This is a genomic window from Bacillus sp. RC240, from assembly GCF_044907945.1.
Classification (GTDB): domain Bacteria; phylum Bacillota; class Bacilli; order Bacillales; family Bacillaceae_G; genus Bacillus_A; species Bacillus_A mycoides.
Genome location: NZ_JBIYCT010000006.1, coordinates 232,963 through 249,603, shown reverse-complemented (window position 1 = coordinate 249,603; position 16,641 = coordinate 232,963). Strand labels below are relative to the sequence as shown.

Here is a 16,641-nt window from a genome sequence, read left to right as displayed (position 1 = left end):
TACATATATAAATCTTTTTTAAAATTATCGGAACGGTTCGTCCTTTCTCTTTATATAATAACGTAACTATTTTTTATTTAATGATAAGGAGGAGAGTAATATTTGCCTAAAATTACAGTTATTATGACGAGTTATAATAAGCCCACATTTGTAGAAAAATCGATATTAAGTGTATTAAACCAAACTTTCCAAGATTTTGAACTTTTTATTATGGATGATGATTCTAACGAACGGACTCAGAAAGTGATTCAACCATTCATAAACAAGAAAAATGTACACTTTTATAAAAGTAATGTAGCCCATATTTCTGAACGAACAAAAAAAGTCAGATATGCTGCTTTAATTAACGAGGCACTTAAACATGCAAAAGGGGAGTATATTACTTATATTACAGATGATAATCAATACGAAAAAGAGCGACTTAAAATGATGTCTAGTTATCTTGATGAGAATAAAGATGTTCAAATTGTATATTCTGCATCAAAAACGATCCATCTAGATGAATCAGATTTACCTATCAAAACTGTTGAAAGGCCTGCAAAAAAAGTCACTAATAATGCGCCATGCGCAATTGATCATTGTTCTATAATGCATAGAGCATCTGTTTTGCCGATTCTTGAAAAAAGGTGGAGTACTTACTGGGATGAAGACCCTCAGTTTTATCGTATAGGAGATGCACGCTTTTTTTGGAGATTAAATCATTATTGGGATTTTTATCCTTTAAATGAAATTTTAGATATCAATTATATTACTTCACATTCAATACATGCGCAGTTATTTGCGGAAGAAAAAAATGAATTTGTACAATTATTACCATCACAAAGAACATGTAAAGAATTAAGAGAAGACTTAAGAAAAAAAAGAGGGTGAAATATTGAGTGACATCTATTTGAAAAATTACTGGTTATTAAATCTAGAATATATAAATGTTTTTTCTGAATTAAAGCATTATAATGTTCCTTTACCATTACTGAGTAATTTCTATCAATATTTGGACGAAGATGTAAAAAATAAAATGAAAGAAAAAGATTTTTATAAACAACTGTCAATTGAACCTATAGAGGAAACACAGTTGCAGTTAGAGTTTGAAAAAAGAATGTCTTCATTTCAATCAAAGATAAAAAGAATAAATCAAAATGGAGTGATTCTCCTGAATTCAGATTATCTCCGTTTTTCAGTAAGTAATTTTACTCACTTTAATCCAAATCATACAAAGATATTAACTAGATCAAAAAAGACAGAACTTTATGGTCTTCCTACAATTTGTGCACCAGATTATATAAATAAAGCCCCTAATACTGCACATGTTTTCATCGAAAAGGCTAAAAAAATTTATTCAAAGTTTAATAAACATCCACTATTTTCAAACATGTTTTTTCAAAAAAAATTACTCAGTGACCTCCCTATTATGATTGAGAAACTTAATATGGCATATTTCATATTTAAAGAACAAGTTATTTCTGGTGTGATTGTTGGCACAACGGAGGATATAGCAAGCAGAGCTCTTACTTTTCTATCTAAAAGTGAAGGGATACCGAGTTATTGTCTTCAGCATGGTGCGATAATGGGTGAAGAAGCATACTTTCCAGTTTTCGCTACAAAACAGGTTGTATATGGAAGATATGAACGAGATTGGTACCTTCAAAAAGGGGTCAGTGAATCTCAAATTGAGGTTATAGGGCATCCCAGATATGATGATATCTTCGATAGGGTATATATGGATAAAAAGAATCTTTTTAAACAATTAAAAATAGACCCCTCTACAAAAGTAGTTTTTATTGCAACCCAGCCATTTAAAACTTCATTTTATATCGAATTGACAGAAAAATTAGTTAAAGACAAAAATATCACAGTTATTATAAAGCCTCATCCTTGGGAAAAAGGGCGTAACCTAGTGGGAGAATATGTTCGGTTAAGTAACGTATATCCTAATGTTAAATATATAACAAATGAAGTGAACATGTATGATGTTATTTTACATGCGAATCTTGTGGTTATTTCTAATTCAACAGTTGGGTTAGAGGCAATGTTATTAGATATACCTGTAGTTGTTTATAAATCGTTATTAGAGGATAGAGATTATAAGTATTATGATAAATTAGATTGGCTTGTAAATCACTCTATTGAAGATATGGTGAGCACGATTGAAAAGGTCCTAAACGATTCTTTGCAGTCAAATCTAGCAAAAGAATTAAGACAACAATTTATTAGTGAAAATTATCCACAAGAAGTAAGCGCCAAAAAGTTGCAAGGCTTAATTCAAAGCGCACAAGGATAAACATTATTTTAAAAAGAGGAGGTATTCATATCTATGTTTTTTAAAAATAAAAACGTTTTAATTATTGGTGGAACAGGAACAATTGGAAAAAGCATTCTTTCTAATGTTTTAGAGGGAAAGCCAAAAGTTATAAGAATTTTTAGTAGAAGTGAATATAATCAATTTTTATTACAAGAAGAGTTTAGGGATAAAAATCAAAATATTCGCTATTTAATTGGGGATATTCGAAATTATGATCGCCTATATAGCGCAATGGAAAATATTGATTATGTGTTCCATGTTGCGGCGATGAAGCATGTTTCATTTTGTGAATATAATCCGTTTGAAGCGGTATTGACCAACATTTTTGGAACACAAAATGTAATAAAAGCAGCAATTGCCCAGAAAGTAAAAAAGGTGATTTTCACAAGCTCTGATAAAGCAATTTCACCAACAAATAATTATGGTGCAACAAAACTAACAGCTGAAAGATTGATAACATCAGCGGAATATTCAAAAGGATCTAGTGAAACAATATTTGCAAGTGTACGTTTCGGAAATGTTATGGGATCGAGAGGTTCTGTTATTCCCTTATTTGAAAATCAAATTAAAGAAAATCACAAAATAACTGTAACTGATCTTAGTATGAGCAGATTTATGATGACACTGAAACAAGCAACGATGTTAACCATTGAAGCAATGAAAATAGCAAAGGGCGGTGAAACTTTCATATTGAAAATGCCAGTTATTTCATTAAAAGATTTAAGTGAAGTGATGATAGAAGAAGTTACAAAGTTGTATAGTTTGTCCAAGGATAGTATTAAGATTGAAGAAATTGGATTAAAACCTGGTGAAAAAATGTATGAAGAACTTATGACACATGATGAATCTTTACAGGCTTTTGAATTACCGGATATGTTTATCATACCAAGTCCACTAAAAAAGGGTGCTCAATATGAAAATGCCAATAGAGCGAAGCCAGGATTTTATCGCTCAGATCATCAAGATGCGATTTCAAAAGAAGAACTTAGAAATTTGATTATAAACCAGCAACTACTAGCAGGAGGGGAGAAATTATGAAAATATTAGTAACTGGTGGTGCAGGATTTATTGGTAGGTGGGTTGTAAAGCGATTATTGCAAGATAAGCATGAAGTATGGATATTAGACAATTTAGCGAATTCAACTACAGCAAATATTATCGAGTTCGTTTATGATTTAAACTTGAAGCAATGTATACAAGGAGATATTAAAGATAAAAAATTGCTTGACCAATTATTTAAAAATCATTCATTTGACCTTTGTTATCATTTAGCAGCAAGTATTAATGTTCAAGATAGTATAGATGATGCTAGAACGACTTTTGAAAATGATACAATAGGTACTTTTAATTTGTTAGAACAATGTCATAAGCATAATGTCAAAATGGTCTTTATGAGTACTTGTATGGTATATGATAAAGCTACTAATGCACAAGGAATATCAGAATTAGACCCCATTAAACCAGCTTCTCCATATGCTGGATCAAAAATAGCTGCTGAAAATATGGTTCTATCTTACTATTATGCTTATAAGCTTCCAGTTGTGGTAATTCGTCCATTTAACACGTACGGGCCATTCCAGAAAACTGGAGGTGAAGGTGGGGTTGTTGCCATTTTTATAAATAATAAATTAGATAAAATACCAGTAAATATTTATGGAGATGGGAAACAAACGAGAGACCTTTTATACGTTGAAGATTGTGCAGATTTCGTTGTGAAAGCAGGCTATTCTTCTAAAGCAAATGGTCATATTATCAACGCAGGAACAGGACAAGATATATCAATTAATAAATTAGCAGAATTGATTTCGGGAAATAAAGTAAGTATTCAACATGTAACTCATATCCATCCACAAAGTGAAATTCAAAAATTATTATGTAACTATGAAAAAGCAAAAACAATATTAAATTGGGAACCGAAAGTTTCTTTAGAAGATGGAGTTATTAAAACAGAAGAGTGGATTAAATCTTTAAAAATTAACCCTAAGGAGAAAGAATAATGGCCAGGGAAATTCTCGGTATACATGGGGGAAATCCTGTTAGAGGAACATATTTGCCTTATGGTCAACAACAAATTGATGACCATGATATTCAGGCAGTTATAGATATATTAAAAGGAGACTTTTTAACGACAGGACCAACGATTCAACAGTTTGAGGAGGCTATAGCAAAATACGTTGGGGCAAATTACGCTGTTTCTTTTTCAAGTGGTACAGCTGCTTTGCATGCTGCCTGCTATGCAGCTGGAATCACAGAGGGAGACGAAGTAATTACAACCTCAATGACATTTGTAGCAAGTGCAAATTGTATTTTATACCAGGGTGGAAAGCCAGTTTTCGCTGATATAGACTATGAAACATACAATATCAGTACTAAGTCTATAGAGGAAAAGATTACAAACAAAACAAAGGCTATTATTCCCGTACACTTTACTGGGCAGCCTGTAGAATTAGATAAAATAAAAAAAATAGCAAATGAGAATAACTTGATTATCATTGAAGATGCAGCACATGCATTAGGAGCCACTTATAAAAACCAAAAGATTGGTTCAATTGGTGATATGACAATGTTTAGCTTTCATCCTGTGAAACATATTACAACAGGAGAGGGTGGAGTAATTACTACAAATAATACTTTGCTTTATGAAAAGCTTGTTCAATTTCGTACACATGGAATTGAAAGGAATCCTCAAAAACTTCTTGATAATCATGGGCCTTGGTATTATGAAATGCAATTTTTGGGTTACAACTACAGGATGACTGATATACAGGCTGCTCTTGGCTTATCACAGTTAAGTAAATTAGATTCTTTTATTAAGATTAGAAAGAAATATGTAGACATTTATAATAAAGAATTTAATAGTTTACCTGAAATCATCATACCAAAGCAATTGCCCCAAACCCACTCAAGTTGGCACCTTTATATCATTCGGTTAAATACTAAATTATTAAAGGGTAATCGAAAAGAAATTTATGAGGCATTACAAAAAGAAAATATTGGTGTGAATGTGCACTATATACCAGTACATTTACAACCGTTTTATCAAAATTTGGGTTATAGAAAAGGCCTTTGTCCACAAGCCGAAAATTTATATGAGGAAATTATTACACTTCCTCTATTTCCTAAAATGACAAAAGGTGATGTAGGGGATGTAATAAAAGCAGTAAGAAAAGTTCTTTCGTTTTATAGAGTTGCTAAACATTAAATGAAAGGGGTGTTATTAGAATTGCGAAACAAAAAGTTGTTAAGAGCAGTAACAAAAGTTGATATAAAAAAAGGAGAAATCATTACAGCTAATAAAGTTGATATGGAACTAGGTAGCGTTGAAAATGCACTGAACCAGCTTCAGTTTGAGGAATTATTACCTCAAGTAGCTTTATATAATTTGCAAGCAGGAACTCCATTAACGAAAGAGGTTATTGAACCTCCTAAAGTAGTAATTATTGTACTTTGTAGATTAAAATCTACTAGGTTGCCTTTAAAAGCAATATTGCCAATACATGGAATCCCTTCTATTGAACGCTGTCTTATAAATGCATTAGCTATTCCTGGGGGACACCAAGTCATACTTGCTACTTCAGATGTAGCACAAGATGATCCTTTAGAAAAATTTGATCTAGGTGGGAAGGTTAAAATTTTCAGAGGTGATTCAGAAAATACCGCAGATCGCATACTCCAAGCTGCAAAACAAGAAAATGCAAACATTGTTATGCGGATTACAGGAGATTGCCCAGTTGTATCACCAGAAATCAATAATTATTTACTAGAGCAACATTTGAAAAGTGGAGCAGATTATACACAAGCACAGCTAAGTACGTTACCTGTCGGAACAGCAGGCGATATTTTCACATTAGAAGCAATTGAACGTTTGCTACAAGCCCCAAAAACTTTAAACTATACAGAATATCTTCCATTTTATTTTATAAATAACCCTCATTTATTCCGGGTCAATATAGTAAAACTTCCTCCTCCATTGTGTTATCCTTCTTGGAGGTTAACATTAGATGAACAACCAGATTTAGACATGTTTAATGAACTTTATAAAAATCTTAATGTAAAAGACGAACCTGTATTTTTTCAGCAAATAAAAGATTACATCCTTCAAAATCCTGAGCTCATTCAAATCAATAGTCATGTGAAATTGAAATGGGCGAATCAACAATCATTAGTGGATGAGCTAAATAGAGAAACAAAATTATAAATTAATAAATTGTAGTACTTTTAACGAGGAGGGAGTAACTTGCTTGAGAAAAAAATTGTCTTTCGTGCTGATGCATCTATTGAAATAGGGACGGGTCATATTATGCGTTGTTTAACATTGGCTCAGGAGTTACAGAATAAAGGTGCTCAAATTTATTTCATTTGTCGTAAGCTACAAGGTGATCTTCAGCGATATATTTTAAGTAAAGGATTCCACGTATTTTTATTAGATACAAATGATGAAAATACTGAATTCTCAAGTACAGTATATGGGAGTTATTTGAATTGGCTAAAATGTCATTGGTTTGTTGATGCACAACAAACCAATGACATTTTGTCTCAACTCCCCCAATTTGATTGGTTAATAGTTGATCATTATGGGTTAGATAAAAAGTGGGAGACTGTTTTTAAAAAAACTGTAAAAAAGATTATGGTAATTGACGATCTTGCAGATCGAGTACATGATTGTGAATTGTTATTAGATCAAAATCTATACGAAAGTCTTAATGAACGCTATAAAGAATTAATACCAGAGCACTCTTTAATAAAATTAGGACCTAAATATGCCATATTACGGCCAGAGTTCCATTCTGCTAAGAAATTTTTACGAAAAAGAACGGGTGCGGTTGAACATATTTTTATATTTTTTGGTGGGCACGATGTAACGAATGAGACATTAAAAACGTTAAGAGCTATACAAAATATTAATAGTGATACTTTAAAAATAGATGTAGTGGTAGGAAGCCAAAATCCTCATAAGAAAGATATTCAAAATTATTGCAAGAGCATTTCAAACGCTTCATTTTATTGTCAAATAGAGAATATTGAAGAGTTTATGATACGAGCGGATTTAGGGATAGGAGCTGGGGGCACAACAACATGGGAGCGCTGTTTTCTTGGATTACCTTCTATAACAATTACAACTGCACAAAATCAAATAGAAGTAACCAAAGCTGTTGCGGAGGCCGGAGCTACATGGAATATCGGTACATCTGAAAGTGTTTCAGATGAAACCATTACGAAATGTCTAAACAAACTTTTAACAGATTCAGATAAAGTGAGAGAAATGTCTAATAAAGCTCTTGCCATAAAGTGTGCCAGTAATTCGGATGAAATAACAAAAATTATTTTAGGAGGATAGTATGTTAAACATTGAAAAATTCCATTTGAAATGTATAGAAAAGAAAGATTTAAATCTTATTTTAAAGTGGAGGAATACAGAAGAAATTCGTTCTGTTATGTACGAAGATCATAAAATAACAATAGACGAACACTATAAATGGTTTGAAAAACTAAAATATGATGAAACAATGATTGCAAGATTACTAATATATAAAGAAAAGCCAATTGGATTTGTTAATTTTACAAAAATAAATAAAATAGATCGAACTTGTAATTGGGGATTTTATATAGGAGACAAACAGAGTGTAAGGCGTGCTGGAACTGTATTAGGTATAGTAGCATTAGACTATATTTTTGAAACAAATGGCATACAAAAAGTATGTGCAGAAATATTAGAATCAAATCGTATTAGTTTAAACTTTCATCAGAAACTCGGCTTCCAGGAAGATGGAAGACATGTGAACCATATTTTCAGGGATAATGAATTTATCGACGTTATTACAATGACCCTTTTTTATGAACAATGGATGGAAAGGAAAGAAGCTATAAAAAAAGAAATTGAAGGTGAAAAATATGAGTAATTTATATATCGGGGGTAGAGAGATTGGCAATAGCTCGCCACCATTTATTATTGCAGAAATGTCAGGGAATCATAATCAATCATTAGATAGAGCCTTGCAAATTGTAGAGGCAGCAGCAGAGGCTGGAGCACAAGGATTTAAAATTCAAACATATACACCAGATACAATGACTTTAAATATAGAAAATGGTGATTTTTTAATTCAGGATACGAAAAACTTATGGAAAGGTAAAACACTTTATCATTTATATAAAGAAGCATATACACCATGGGAGTGGCATAAACCCATTTTTGATCGCTGTATAGAATTAGGAATGATACCATTTAGTACTCCATTTGATGAAACTGCTGTAGATTTTCTAGAATCATTGAATGTTTCTTGTTATAAAATCGCATCTTTTGAAAATACTGATATTCCCCTCATACGTAAAGTAGCAACGACAGGAAAACCAATAATCATTTCGACAGGTATGGCTTCTATTGCTGAATTAGATGAAACAGTAAGAGCTGCGAGAGAAGAGGGATGTAAAGAATTAATTCTATTAAAATGTACAAGTACGTATCCTGCATCTCCGAAATCTACAAATATAGCTACGATACCTCATATGAAGGAGTTATTTAAATGTGAAGTAGGTTTGTCTGATCATACACTTGGGGTAGGAGTATCTGTAGCGAGTGTCGCCTTGGGAGCCACAGTAATTGAGAAACATTTAACGCTTTCGAGATCGGATGGAGGAGTTGATGCTGATTTTTCAATGGAACCTGCTGAATTTAAATTATTAGTAAGCGAAACTGAAAAAGCATGGGAATCTTTGGGGAAAGTATATTATGGCCCTACTGATTTAGAAAAAGATTCTTTAAAATTTAGAAGGTCATTATATGTTGTAGAAAACATAAAAGCGGGAGAGGCTTTCACGATAGAAAATATTAAAGCTATTAGACCAGGTAATGGCTTATTACCAAAACACCTATCCAAAATTATCGGAAAGAAAGCGAATAAGGACATTGAAAAAGGAACACCTGTTTCGTGGGATCTTATTTGATAGGGTACAATAAGATACTACTAGGAATTCGTTGAATAAATTAAAATGCCTTTTCAATTTAATGAAAAGGCATTTTAATTTATTCAGAATGATTATAGAAGAAAAGATATTTTTAATTTAATAACCTAATGAAGTTGTGATTGCAAAATAGTCGTAATAAAATGGATTCTCTCATGAAAAGTATGCTGTGTAATAACTTTTGTATGAATTTTTTCGACCATTAATCTTTTCGAAATCGTATCATTCAAATGAAAAGATACTTTATTTAAACAGTCATCAAAGCTATTATAGGATATAATTTCATCTTTATTGAAGAAAGATGAAAGGTCAGATTTTTCTTCAATAATTTGAAAGCCTTGGCAAGCTGCAATATCAAACGTACGATTATTAATGGTATTATTTTTTACTTTATTTTTATTTTTATTCTGTGAAAATAGATGACTACGATGAGGGTTTAATATAAGACTAGCGTTATTATAATAGAGTGCAACTTCTTGAGGTGGAATCCATTCTTCTATAATTTTAATTCTTCGGTGATTTTTCCATTTTTTAATTAACTTATTTCTCCAGTGTTGACCAATAACAGTATAGTGATAAGGGGTTTTTTCCAAAAGAAACTGCATCAATTTTACTCGGGTTGGATAAGGATATCCAATGAACAATATTTCACTTTTATATTTCGAATTTCTTAGACCAGGCTTAAATACATCTATATTAGTTGCTAATGGTAAGTGGTATACATTGGTATATCCTAAACCTGAATAATATTTAAGTGCTTCACTATCAATAGTAAATATAAAATCAAAGTTATTTAATAGAAGAAGAGAGGTATCTATATAAAATGGGTCCTCTGTTAACCAGACAGCTAATTTAATGTTCCTTTTTTTAAAATATTGAATTGCTTTTTGTGGTAGATGATTACCTAATAAGGTGAAAACAATATCAGGATGAAACGTTGTTATAATGAAATCCAATTGCTCTATTAATTCACTCGGCTGTACTGCTAACCATTCGAAATTTTGATCGATAAGTGTTCTCTGTATGCTTTGATCTAGATATTGATAGATTTTTGAGTAACCAGAAGTAATGTATAAGAGTTTCATATTTCAATCCCTGCTTTAGGTTTAAAATATATTATGAGATAAATGTAACACTTTCTATTTCTTTACAACTGATCTTAGTAATACTTGTAGTAGGAGGAGTAACTGAATTTTCCTCTTCTAATGTGACGATACAAGTATTAGGGTTAAAATTTGTAAAAATAGCAGGTCCAATAATATTTCCAGATTTACCAGTCACAGTAACGACTTCGCCTGGTTGTAAATTTTTAAAAATACTACAGACTCCACCTGAACAACGAAATAAATTACATAAGAACAAATTTATCCCTCCTTTAAACAATATACTATATCATATGAAAGTATGTAGAGGGATGTGTAGACAAGTAACCTTTAGAAGGGAAAAAATTCAGTTTAAAGCAACTTATTGAAATGATAGATACAATGGAATAATACATTTTGGAGCATTTTGATTAGATTATCCATAGTTAAGACATTCATTAGAATGTCTTAACTATGGATTGAACTTTAACCACTTGAAGCATCTTAAGGGGTGGTTAAAGTAACACTTTCTATATCTTCACAACTTATGAATATGGTATTGGTAGAAGAGGGGGTTATCACATCTTCTTCAACTAATACAACCGCACAAATAGTCGGAAAGAACAATGAAAAAGTAGCAGGTCCAATAATTTGTCCTGATTTAGTGGTAATTGTAACAACCGTTCCTGTTGGCCACGAAGAGAATAAAAAACAAGCCAAACCTGTACATTCTGCCATATTAAGCCCTCCTAACTTTAAGCTTTGATTAATATAATACAATTCAATTCAAACATTTCATATTGTATGTGGTAACAATATGAAATGTTTGGACTAATAAAAAACTAGAATTATATAAAAACGTAAAAGTAGTATATTAACTTACATCTATCTTTTTTAGTTAGCCTGGATGTTATTTGTTTTTAAAAATATAATATTTTAATATAAAAGAAGTTAGTGAGAAATATCCTTGGGTTAAATGGTTTCAAAAAGATGGAAACTGGTATTATCGTGATAAAGAGGGCCCTCTGGTTAAAGGCCTACAATCTATAAATGGATACAAATACTACTTTAATGAAGATGGTGTTATGCAAACAGGCTTACAAACTATTAAGGGACAAGTATATTATTTTAACGAATTCCTCGAAAGAATTCTCCTTCCTCAAGCGCGTGAAGGGCGTAGCCCAGCGGTAGGTGGGAGATGAATTTCGGTTTGGCGTAGCCAAAAGGCTTTGCTTTTTATTTTGCCTCTGATATAATCAGTCTTATAAAGTACAAAGGTTGGTATATTAATGAAATTAGACAGCAATAATCATTCAGTGTTCTTGTTGTATTATCATCTTGTGTTGGTCGTGAAATACAGAAGAAATGTGTTTGATGATGATATGTCAGATTATGCAAAAGACATGTTTATCAGGTTATCCGAGAATTACAACATAACACTGGTAGAGTGGAATCATGATGTAGACCATGTTCATATTTTGTTCAAGGCACATCCGAATACAGAAATGACAAAATTCATCAATGCTTATAAGAGTGCAAGTTCTCGACTAATCAAGAGAGACTTTCCACAAGTGAAAAAGAAACTTTGGAAAGAGATGTTTTGGTCAAGAAGTTTTTGCTTACTAACTACTGGTGGTTCTCCAATAGATGTAGTAAAGAAATATATTGAAAATCAAGGTGAAAAGTGAGGTGAAATGATATGACAAAGCATAATAAAGCATATAAATTCCGTTTGTATCCAACAGAAGAACAAGCATATCTTATGCGTAAAACCTTCGGTTGTGTACGTTTCGTGTATAACAGAATGTTAGCTGAACGGAAAGAAGCGTACGAAAAATACAAAGATGATAAGGAACAACTAAAGAAACAAAAGCTTCCAACTCCTGCGAAATATAAAGCAGAATTTGAGTGGTTAAAAGAAGTTGATTCATTAGCTTTGGCAAATGCTCAACTAAACTTGCAAACTGCCTATAAGAATTTCTTTAGTGGTCAAAATGACTTCCCAACATTCAAAAGTAAAAAAGACAGAAAGTCTTATACAACGAATGTAGTAAACGGAAATATTATGTTGCTTAATGGTCATATCAAATTGCCAAAACTGAAAATGGTACGTATCAAACAGCATAGAGAGATACCACAAGATTATATGATCAAGTCATGTACGATTTCTATGACACCTACTGGTAAATACTATGTGTCCATCTTGACTGAATACGAAAAAGAGATTGTACAAAAAGAAGTAGAAACAGTTGTTGGATTAGACTTTGCGATGGATGGATTATATGTTAGTTCTGAGGGTGAGAAAGCCAATTATCCTAAGTTCTATCGTAAAATGTTAGACCGATTAGCAAAGGCACAACGAGTATTAGCAAGACGCAATAAAGGTTCTGAGCGTTGGAATAAACAACGTATTCGTGTAGCTAAGTTACATGAGAAAGTAGCTAACCAACGTAAGAATTTCCTTCATCATGAGTCTAAAGAGTTGGCTACTCATTTTGATGTTGTAGCTATTGAAGACCTAAACATGAAAGGAATGTCGCAAGCACTTCATTTTGGAAAAAGTGTCGCTGACAATAGTTGGGGAATGTTCACTTCTTTTTTAGCTTATAAACTATACGAACAAGGAAAACAATTTATGAAAATAGACAAATGGTTTCCTTCCACAAAAACATGTAGCAGTTGTGGGAATGTAAAAAATATGACATTGTCTGAACGAGTATATTCTTGCATATGCGGTGTAAATCTCGATAGAGATTATAACGCAGCTATCAATATCAAAAATGAAGCAATACGCCTATTAGCGTTAGCATAAATAGCAATAAAATAACCTTTGGAACAAGGGAGTTAGCTCGGCTGTCTTAAGACGAATTCGTTAGCTATCAAAAGTAACGACTAACCGAGAAGCCCCAACTTCAAACAGTCCGTTAGGACGTTAAGTGGCGGGTAGTTCACCGAAAATGGTACTATGGTTACAGATTGGAAAGACGTAGATAATAAATGGTATTATTTTAATGAAAATTTCATTAAAGTTCCTAATGTATTTTTAGATGTTCCAGAAAGTCATTGGGGATATGAACAAATATCATATATGGCAGGAAATAAAATTATAAATGGATATGGGAATGGTTACTTTGGTGCAAATGATAATCTTACACGTGAACAATTAGCAGCCGTCTTATATAAATCTTTATCACTGCCGGATACAAGTGATAATCCTTTTACAGATATAAATGATAGCCCATTTAAAAAAGAAATTTTGTCCTTAACGAAGAGCGGTATTTTTTCAGTAAATGGGGAAAAGACATTTAATCCAAAAAACGCTGCGACAAGGGCTGAAATTGCAGTAGTGTTAACAAAAGCATTTAACTTGAAAATCAAAGCTAATTATGAATTTAATGATATGAAAGATCATTGGGCGAATGAATATGTAAAAGCTTTATATAGCAATGGGATTGCAAGTGGTACAGGAAATAAAAATTTCAATCCAGGAGCGAATGTTTCAAGAGCAGAAATGGCTGTATTTTTATATAGAGCAATCAACTTAAATCTAAATTTTGTACCAAAGCCTATTTAATCTTATTATAAGATGGTTTTAATACGAAGCCTATATAGGCTTCGTACCAGTTTGTTTTGAAATTGACTCATCATTTTGAGTGTAAAAAAGTTTATATCAACACAATTCATCTTTTCTCTAATCAAAGTTATAGGTTTTGAAAAAACTAACTAATTTGATCAAAAAATGCACCCTAATTGTTAGTCACATAATTGACAATTAGAGGTGCATTTTTTATAGTCTATTTTTAAAATACAAGCACTAAGACGGTATATAAGGTGTTGAAAATTAAAAAACAATTTCTAAGTGTGGATTTGAAATAAAGTCGTACCGTTTTGAAAAAAGTTTAACCGTTTTAAAGAATACATTTTAAAAGAAATGTTGTTGTAGCAGGATTTATGATGAATTTCAATCAAACTTTATTTAAAAGAAACAGCTACTATTGTCGTTTTTCTTTAAGCTATCGCGATGTATCTGAACTTTTGAGAGAGCGTGGCATATCGGTTCATCCAACAACTATTATGCGTTGGGTCCATGAATATGGAAATTTGATCTATCAAATCTGGAAAAAGAAAAACAAAAAGGTACAATCATCGTGGAAATTAGATGAAACTTATATAAAAGTGAAAGGAAAATGGCGTTATTTATATCGTGCGATCGATAAGGATGGATATACATTGGATATTCAACTTCGAAAAACAAGAGATCATCAGGCAGCATATGCCTTTATGAAAAGATTGGTGAAGGCTTTTGGAGAACCAACGGTTCTTACAACGGACAAAGCCCCAGCGCTACTTTGCGCGTTTAACAAATTAAAAGAACAAGGTTTTTATAGACGTACAACTCATTGTACAGTCAAACATTTGAACAATCTCATTGAACAAGACCATAGACATGTAAAAAGGCGTTTTGCCAAATCCACAGGATTTCAAAGCCTTCGTCATGCTTCACGTACCTTGAAAGGTATTGAAACCGTTCATGCTTTATATAAACGAAAACGAAGTTTGCAACAACCAAACTTCGTTTTTTCGACGTATAATGAATTACAACAATTACTAACGATTGAATAAAACCCATCTGCAATCATACCAGCTTTTTCTCTGTTAAGAAACTTTGCAACAGAACCCTTGACATAATATCAAATTTAGATGAGCAAAGCTATTTCAAGTGAATAGAATCCACTCTTTAAGAATACATAAAATATATGCATACAAGCTTAGTCTGATCACTACATCATTAGTGAAAGTAGGATTCTATAGATTTGGGAGGAAGAGATATGCAAAAAAAGGTTCTCCTGTTTACAGATTTGGGGATTGATGATGCGTTTGCTATACTGTATACCTTTTTTCGTAAAGACATTCATCTTGTAGGAATTGTAGCCGATTATGGAAATGTATCAAGAGAAAATGCAATAAGAAATATTAACTATTTGAAGTACATTGCGGGAAGAGAAGAGATACCTGTATTCCTTGGTGCTTCTGTACCGTTGACAGGTATATTGATTCAGTATTTCCCTGAGGTACATGGAAAAGTCGGATTAGGACCTATCATTCCCCCTGAAATTTCATATCCAGTTTATCCTTTAAATGATATTTATCAAATTATAGAATCAAATTTAGAAGATCTTACAATTATCAATTTAGGAAGACTTTCTTCGCTAGCTACGACTTTTGTATTGAATTTAGAAACAATGCGAAATGTTAAAGAATGTATTTGCATGGGGGGAGCTTTTTTCTATCCAGGTAATGTAACTGCCGTGGCTGAAGCTAACTTTTACGCAGACCCTTATGCAGCAAACTTAATTCTGCAGCATGCGAAGAAGTTGACAATTATTCCTTTAAATGTGACTCAACATGCGATTGTTACACCCGAAATGGTTCAGAAAATAGATGAGTTTCATCGGAATACACAGGATCTTGCAGGACTCATCATCAAACCTATGTTAGATTATTATTATAATTTCTATTCTAAGTCTAATCCTGGTATAAGTGGAAGTCCTATGCATGATTTTGTAACAGTGTGGTATTTGCTGAATCAAGAGGCTGTTAGCCTTTCAAGGGTACCCATTAAAGTCATTCCTGATCAAGGGGAGGGATTTGGTCAAAGCATTGCAGACTTTCGTTTTGTTACTAATCCAGGCTATAAAACACATAATGTAGCTTTTCAGTTTGATTATGAAAGATTCAAGAAGGATATTATGGAAACATTCCTAAAGAAGAGAGTGTAACAGACTTTATTAACTTCAGATAATACGGATTATGTGAATGAAATATCACTGCATTTAATGTACCGGAATTCGACTTTATTAGGTTGAAATTCGTCTAGCATACAAAACTTCCGAAATGTTGGCTGTATCCTATCACTATCAAGCTAACAAAATAAAATCCCCCTAATTGCTAGTACATTAAAATTTTAACTTGATGACCATGTGGTGCTACCCTTTACCCATCAACTTAAGAGATTTTAATACCCTCAAGTACCAAAAAAAGTCATCCTTTCTAATCTAGCTTATTTAGAAAGGATGACTTTTTTTGATGAATTTCTCGATTCAAGATGAACTACAAACATTTGCAGAGGAATTACAACGATATGTGACACCTGTATTTTTAGAAGAACTTGCAAGAGAACTTGGGTTTGTAAAGCAGAAACGTAAGTTTTCTGGCTCAGATTTAGCCACCATTTATATCTGGATTAGTCAACGAGTCGCTAGCCCTTTTATTAAAACTCAATAAATGTAAGAAAAGTTA

The 16,641-nt window shown here is 32.3% G+C and carries 18 protein-coding genes and 1 pseudogene; 16 read left to right on the top strand and 3 right to left on the bottom strand.

Annotated features, from left to right (window positions below; genetic code table 11):
• Nucleotides 1-102 precede the first annotated feature (102 nt).
• From ABH955_RS20275 to pseI, 9 genes are read left to right on the top strand one after another with little or no spacing between them, the layout of a single operon-like run.
• Nucleotides 103-870: a glycosyltransferase family 2 protein gene (locus ABH955_RS20275; protein ID WP_404457047.1), complete on the top strand. Its 768-nt coding sequence runs from the start codon at nucleotides 103-105 to the stop codon at nucleotides 868-870.
• A gap of 4 nt (nucleotides 871-874) precedes the next feature.
• On the top strand, nucleotides 875-2,278 hold the full coding sequence (locus tag ABH955_RS20270) for a CDP-glycerol glycerophosphotransferase family protein (RefSeq protein ID WP_404491561.1): 1,404 nt from the start codon (nucleotides 875-877) through the stop codon (nucleotides 2,276-2,278).
• Nucleotides 2,279-2,311: 33 nt separating this feature from the next.
• Nucleotides 2,312-3,337, top strand: coding sequence for an SDR family NAD(P)-dependent oxidoreductase (locus ABH955_RS20265; RefSeq protein ID WP_002069606.1), 1,026 nt, complete (start codon nucleotides 2,312-2,314; stop codon nucleotides 3,335-3,337).
• Nucleotides 3,334-4,296: a dTDP-glucose 4,6-dehydratase gene (locus tag ABH955_RS20260; RefSeq protein WP_002204252.1), complete on the top strand. Its 963-nt coding sequence runs from the start codon at nucleotides 3,334-3,336 to the stop codon at nucleotides 4,294-4,296. The genes ABH955_RS20265 and ABH955_RS20260 overlap by 4 nt, the downstream gene beginning before the upstream one ends.
• Nucleotides 4,296-5,501, top strand: a complete 1,206-nt coding sequence (gene pseC / locus ABH955_RS20255; RefSeq protein ID WP_002069610.1) for a UDP-4-amino-4,6-dideoxy-N-acetyl-beta-L-altrosamine transaminase — start codon at nucleotides 4,296-4,298, stop codon at nucleotides 5,499-5,501. Before ABH955_RS20260 ends, pseC begins: the two co-directional genes overlap by 1 nt.
• Complete coding sequence (locus ABH955_RS20250; RefSeq protein WP_404446653.1) at nucleotides 5,502-6,497, top strand: cytidylyltransferase domain-containing protein; 996 nt, start codon at nucleotides 5,502-5,504, stop codon at nucleotides 6,495-6,497. It abuts the gene before it with no gap.
• A gap of 39 nt (nucleotides 6,498-6,536) precedes the next feature.
• The gene (gene pseG, locus ABH955_RS20245; protein WP_404457050.1) at nucleotides 6,537-7,637 is read left to right on the top strand and encodes a UDP-2,4-diacetamido-2,4,6-trideoxy-beta-L-altropyranose hydrolase; all 1,101 of its coding nucleotides are present in this window, start codon (nucleotides 6,537-6,539) and stop codon (nucleotides 7,635-7,637) included.
• Nucleotide 7,638: 1 nt separating this feature from the next.
• Nucleotides 7,639-8,199 (top strand): UDP-4-amino-4,6-dideoxy-N-acetyl-beta-L-altrosamine N-acetyltransferase, encoded by a 561-nt coding sequence (gene pseH, locus ABH955_RS20240; protein ID WP_003193069.1) that lies wholly within the window; start codon nucleotides 7,639-7,641, stop codon nucleotides 8,197-8,199.
• Nucleotides 8,192-9,241 (top strand): pseudaminic acid synthase, encoded by a 1,050-nt coding sequence (gene pseI, locus ABH955_RS20235; RefSeq protein ID WP_404457054.1) that lies wholly within the window; start codon nucleotides 8,192-8,194, stop codon nucleotides 9,239-9,241. Before pseH ends, pseI begins: the two co-directional genes overlap by 8 nt.
• 125 nt (nucleotides 9,242-9,366) lie before the next feature.
• Here pseI and ABH955_RS20230 read toward each other — a convergent pair whose 3' ends face one another.
• From ABH955_RS20230 to ABH955_RS20220, 3 genes are all read right to left on the bottom strand, one after another.
• Nucleotides 9,367-10,344 carry a CgeB family protein gene (locus ABH955_RS20230; protein WP_404491559.1) on the bottom strand — a complete coding sequence of 326 codons (978 nt, stop codon included), beginning with the start codon at nucleotides 10,342-10,344 and terminating at the stop codon, nucleotides 9,367-9,369.
• A 31-nt stretch (nucleotides 10,345-10,375) separates the two neighbouring features.
• Nucleotides 10,376-10,621, bottom strand: a complete 246-nt coding sequence (locus ABH955_RS20225; protein WP_002169373.1) for a hypothetical protein — start codon at nucleotides 10,619-10,621, stop codon at nucleotides 10,376-10,378.
• Nucleotides 10,622-10,845: 224 nt separating this feature from the next.
• The gene (locus tag ABH955_RS20220; RefSeq protein ID WP_002016601.1) at nucleotides 10,846-11,079 is read right to left on the bottom strand and encodes a hypothetical protein; all 234 of its coding nucleotides are present in this window, start codon (nucleotides 11,077-11,079) and stop codon (nucleotides 10,846-10,848) included.
• Between the two features lie 203 nt (nucleotides 11,080-11,282).
• On the opposite strand from ABH955_RS20220, the gene ABH955_RS20215 reads away from it, so the two are divergent.
• The 7 genes and pseudogenes from ABH955_RS20215 to ABH955_RS20185 all read left to right on the top strand — a co-directional run.
• The gene (locus tag ABH955_RS20215) at nucleotides 11,283-11,543 is read left to right on the top strand and encodes a hypothetical protein (protein ID WP_404457128.1); all 261 of its coding nucleotides are present in this window, start codon (nucleotides 11,283-11,285) and stop codon (nucleotides 11,541-11,543) included.
• Between the two features lie 87 nt (nucleotides 11,544-11,630).
• Nucleotides 11,631-12,029: an IS200/IS605 family transposase gene (gene tnpA, locus ABH955_RS20210; protein ID WP_085313153.1), complete on the top strand. Its 399-nt coding sequence runs from the start codon at nucleotides 11,631-11,633 to the stop codon at nucleotides 12,027-12,029.
• An 11-nt stretch (nucleotides 12,030-12,040) separates the two neighbouring features.
• Complete coding sequence (locus tag ABH955_RS20205; RefSeq protein ID WP_404491557.1) at nucleotides 12,041-13,153, top strand: RNA-guided endonuclease TnpB family protein; 1,113 nt, start codon at nucleotides 12,041-12,043, stop codon at nucleotides 13,151-13,153.
• Nucleotides 13,154-13,306: 153 nt separating this feature from the next.
• On the top strand, nucleotides 13,307-13,915 hold the full coding sequence (locus tag ABH955_RS20200; protein WP_404491556.1) for an S-layer homology domain-containing protein: 609 nt from the start codon (nucleotides 13,307-13,309) through the stop codon (nucleotides 13,913-13,915).
• Nucleotides 13,916-14,292: 377 nt separating this feature from the next.
• On the top strand, nucleotides 14,293-14,964 hold the full coding sequence (locus tag ABH955_RS20195; protein WP_404457060.1) for an IS6 family transposase: 672 nt from the start codon (nucleotides 14,293-14,295) through the stop codon (nucleotides 14,962-14,964).
• A gap of 206 nt (nucleotides 14,965-15,170) precedes the next feature.
• Nucleotides 15,171-16,121 (top strand): nucleoside hydrolase, encoded by a 951-nt coding sequence (locus tag ABH955_RS20190; protein WP_404457062.1) that lies wholly within the window; start codon nucleotides 15,171-15,173, stop codon nucleotides 16,119-16,121.
• Nucleotides 16,122-16,428: 307 nt separating this feature from the next.
• Nucleotides 16,429-16,605: pseudogene (locus tag ABH955_RS20185) on the top strand (IS4 family transposase); the annotation flags it as partial.
• Nucleotides 16,606-16,641: the final 36 nt, after the last annotated feature.

Bases quoted from the DNA above. Each gene is read 5' to 3' on its own strand.
- ABH955_RS20265 (WP_002069606.1), top strand. From the start codon at position 2,312: ATGTTTTTTAAAAATAAAAACGTTTTAATTATTGGTGGAACAGGAACA.
- ABH955_RS20260 (WP_002204252.1), top strand. From the start codon at position 3,334: ATGAAAATATTAGTAACTGGTGGTGCAGGATTTATTGGTAGGTGGGTT.
- pseC (WP_002069610.1), top strand. From the start codon at position 4,296: ATGGCCAGGGAAATTCTCGGTATACATGGGGGAAATCCTGTTAGAGGA.
- ABH955_RS20250 (WP_404446653.1), top strand. From the start codon at position 5,502: ATGAAAGGGGTGTTATTAGAATTGCGAAACAAAAAGTTGTTAAGAGCA.
- pseH (WP_003193069.1), top strand. From the start codon at position 7,639: ATGTTAAACATTGAAAAATTCCATTTGAAATGTATAGAAAAGAAAGAT.
- pseI (WP_404457054.1), top strand. From the start codon at position 8,192: ATGAGTAATTTATATATCGGGGGTAGAGAGATTGGCAATAGCTCGCCA.
- ABH955_RS20230 (WP_404491559.1), bottom strand. From the start codon at position 10,344: ATGAAACTCTTATACATTACTTCTGGTTACTCAAAAATCTATCAATAT.
- ABH955_RS20220 (WP_002016601.1), bottom strand. From the start codon at position 11,079: ATGGCAGAATGTACAGGTTTGGCTTGTTTTTTATTCTCTTCGTGGCCA.
- tnpA (WP_085313153.1), top strand. From the start codon at position 11,631: ATGAAATTAGACAGCAATAATCATTCAGTGTTCTTGTTGTATTATCAT.
- ABH955_RS20205 (WP_404491557.1), top strand. From the start codon at position 12,041: ATGACAAAGCATAATAAAGCATATAAATTCCGTTTGTATCCAACAGAA.
- ABH955_RS20200 (WP_404491556.1), top strand. From the start codon at position 13,307: ATGGTTACAGATTGGAAAGACGTAGATAATAAATGGTATTATTTTAAT.
- ABH955_RS20195 (WP_404457060.1), top strand. From the start codon at position 14,293: ATGATGAATTTCAATCAAACTTTATTTAAAAGAAACAGCTACTATTGT.
- ABH955_RS20190 (WP_404457062.1), top strand. From the start codon at position 15,171: ATGCAAAAAAAGGTTCTCCTGTTTACAGATTTGGGGATTGATGATGCG.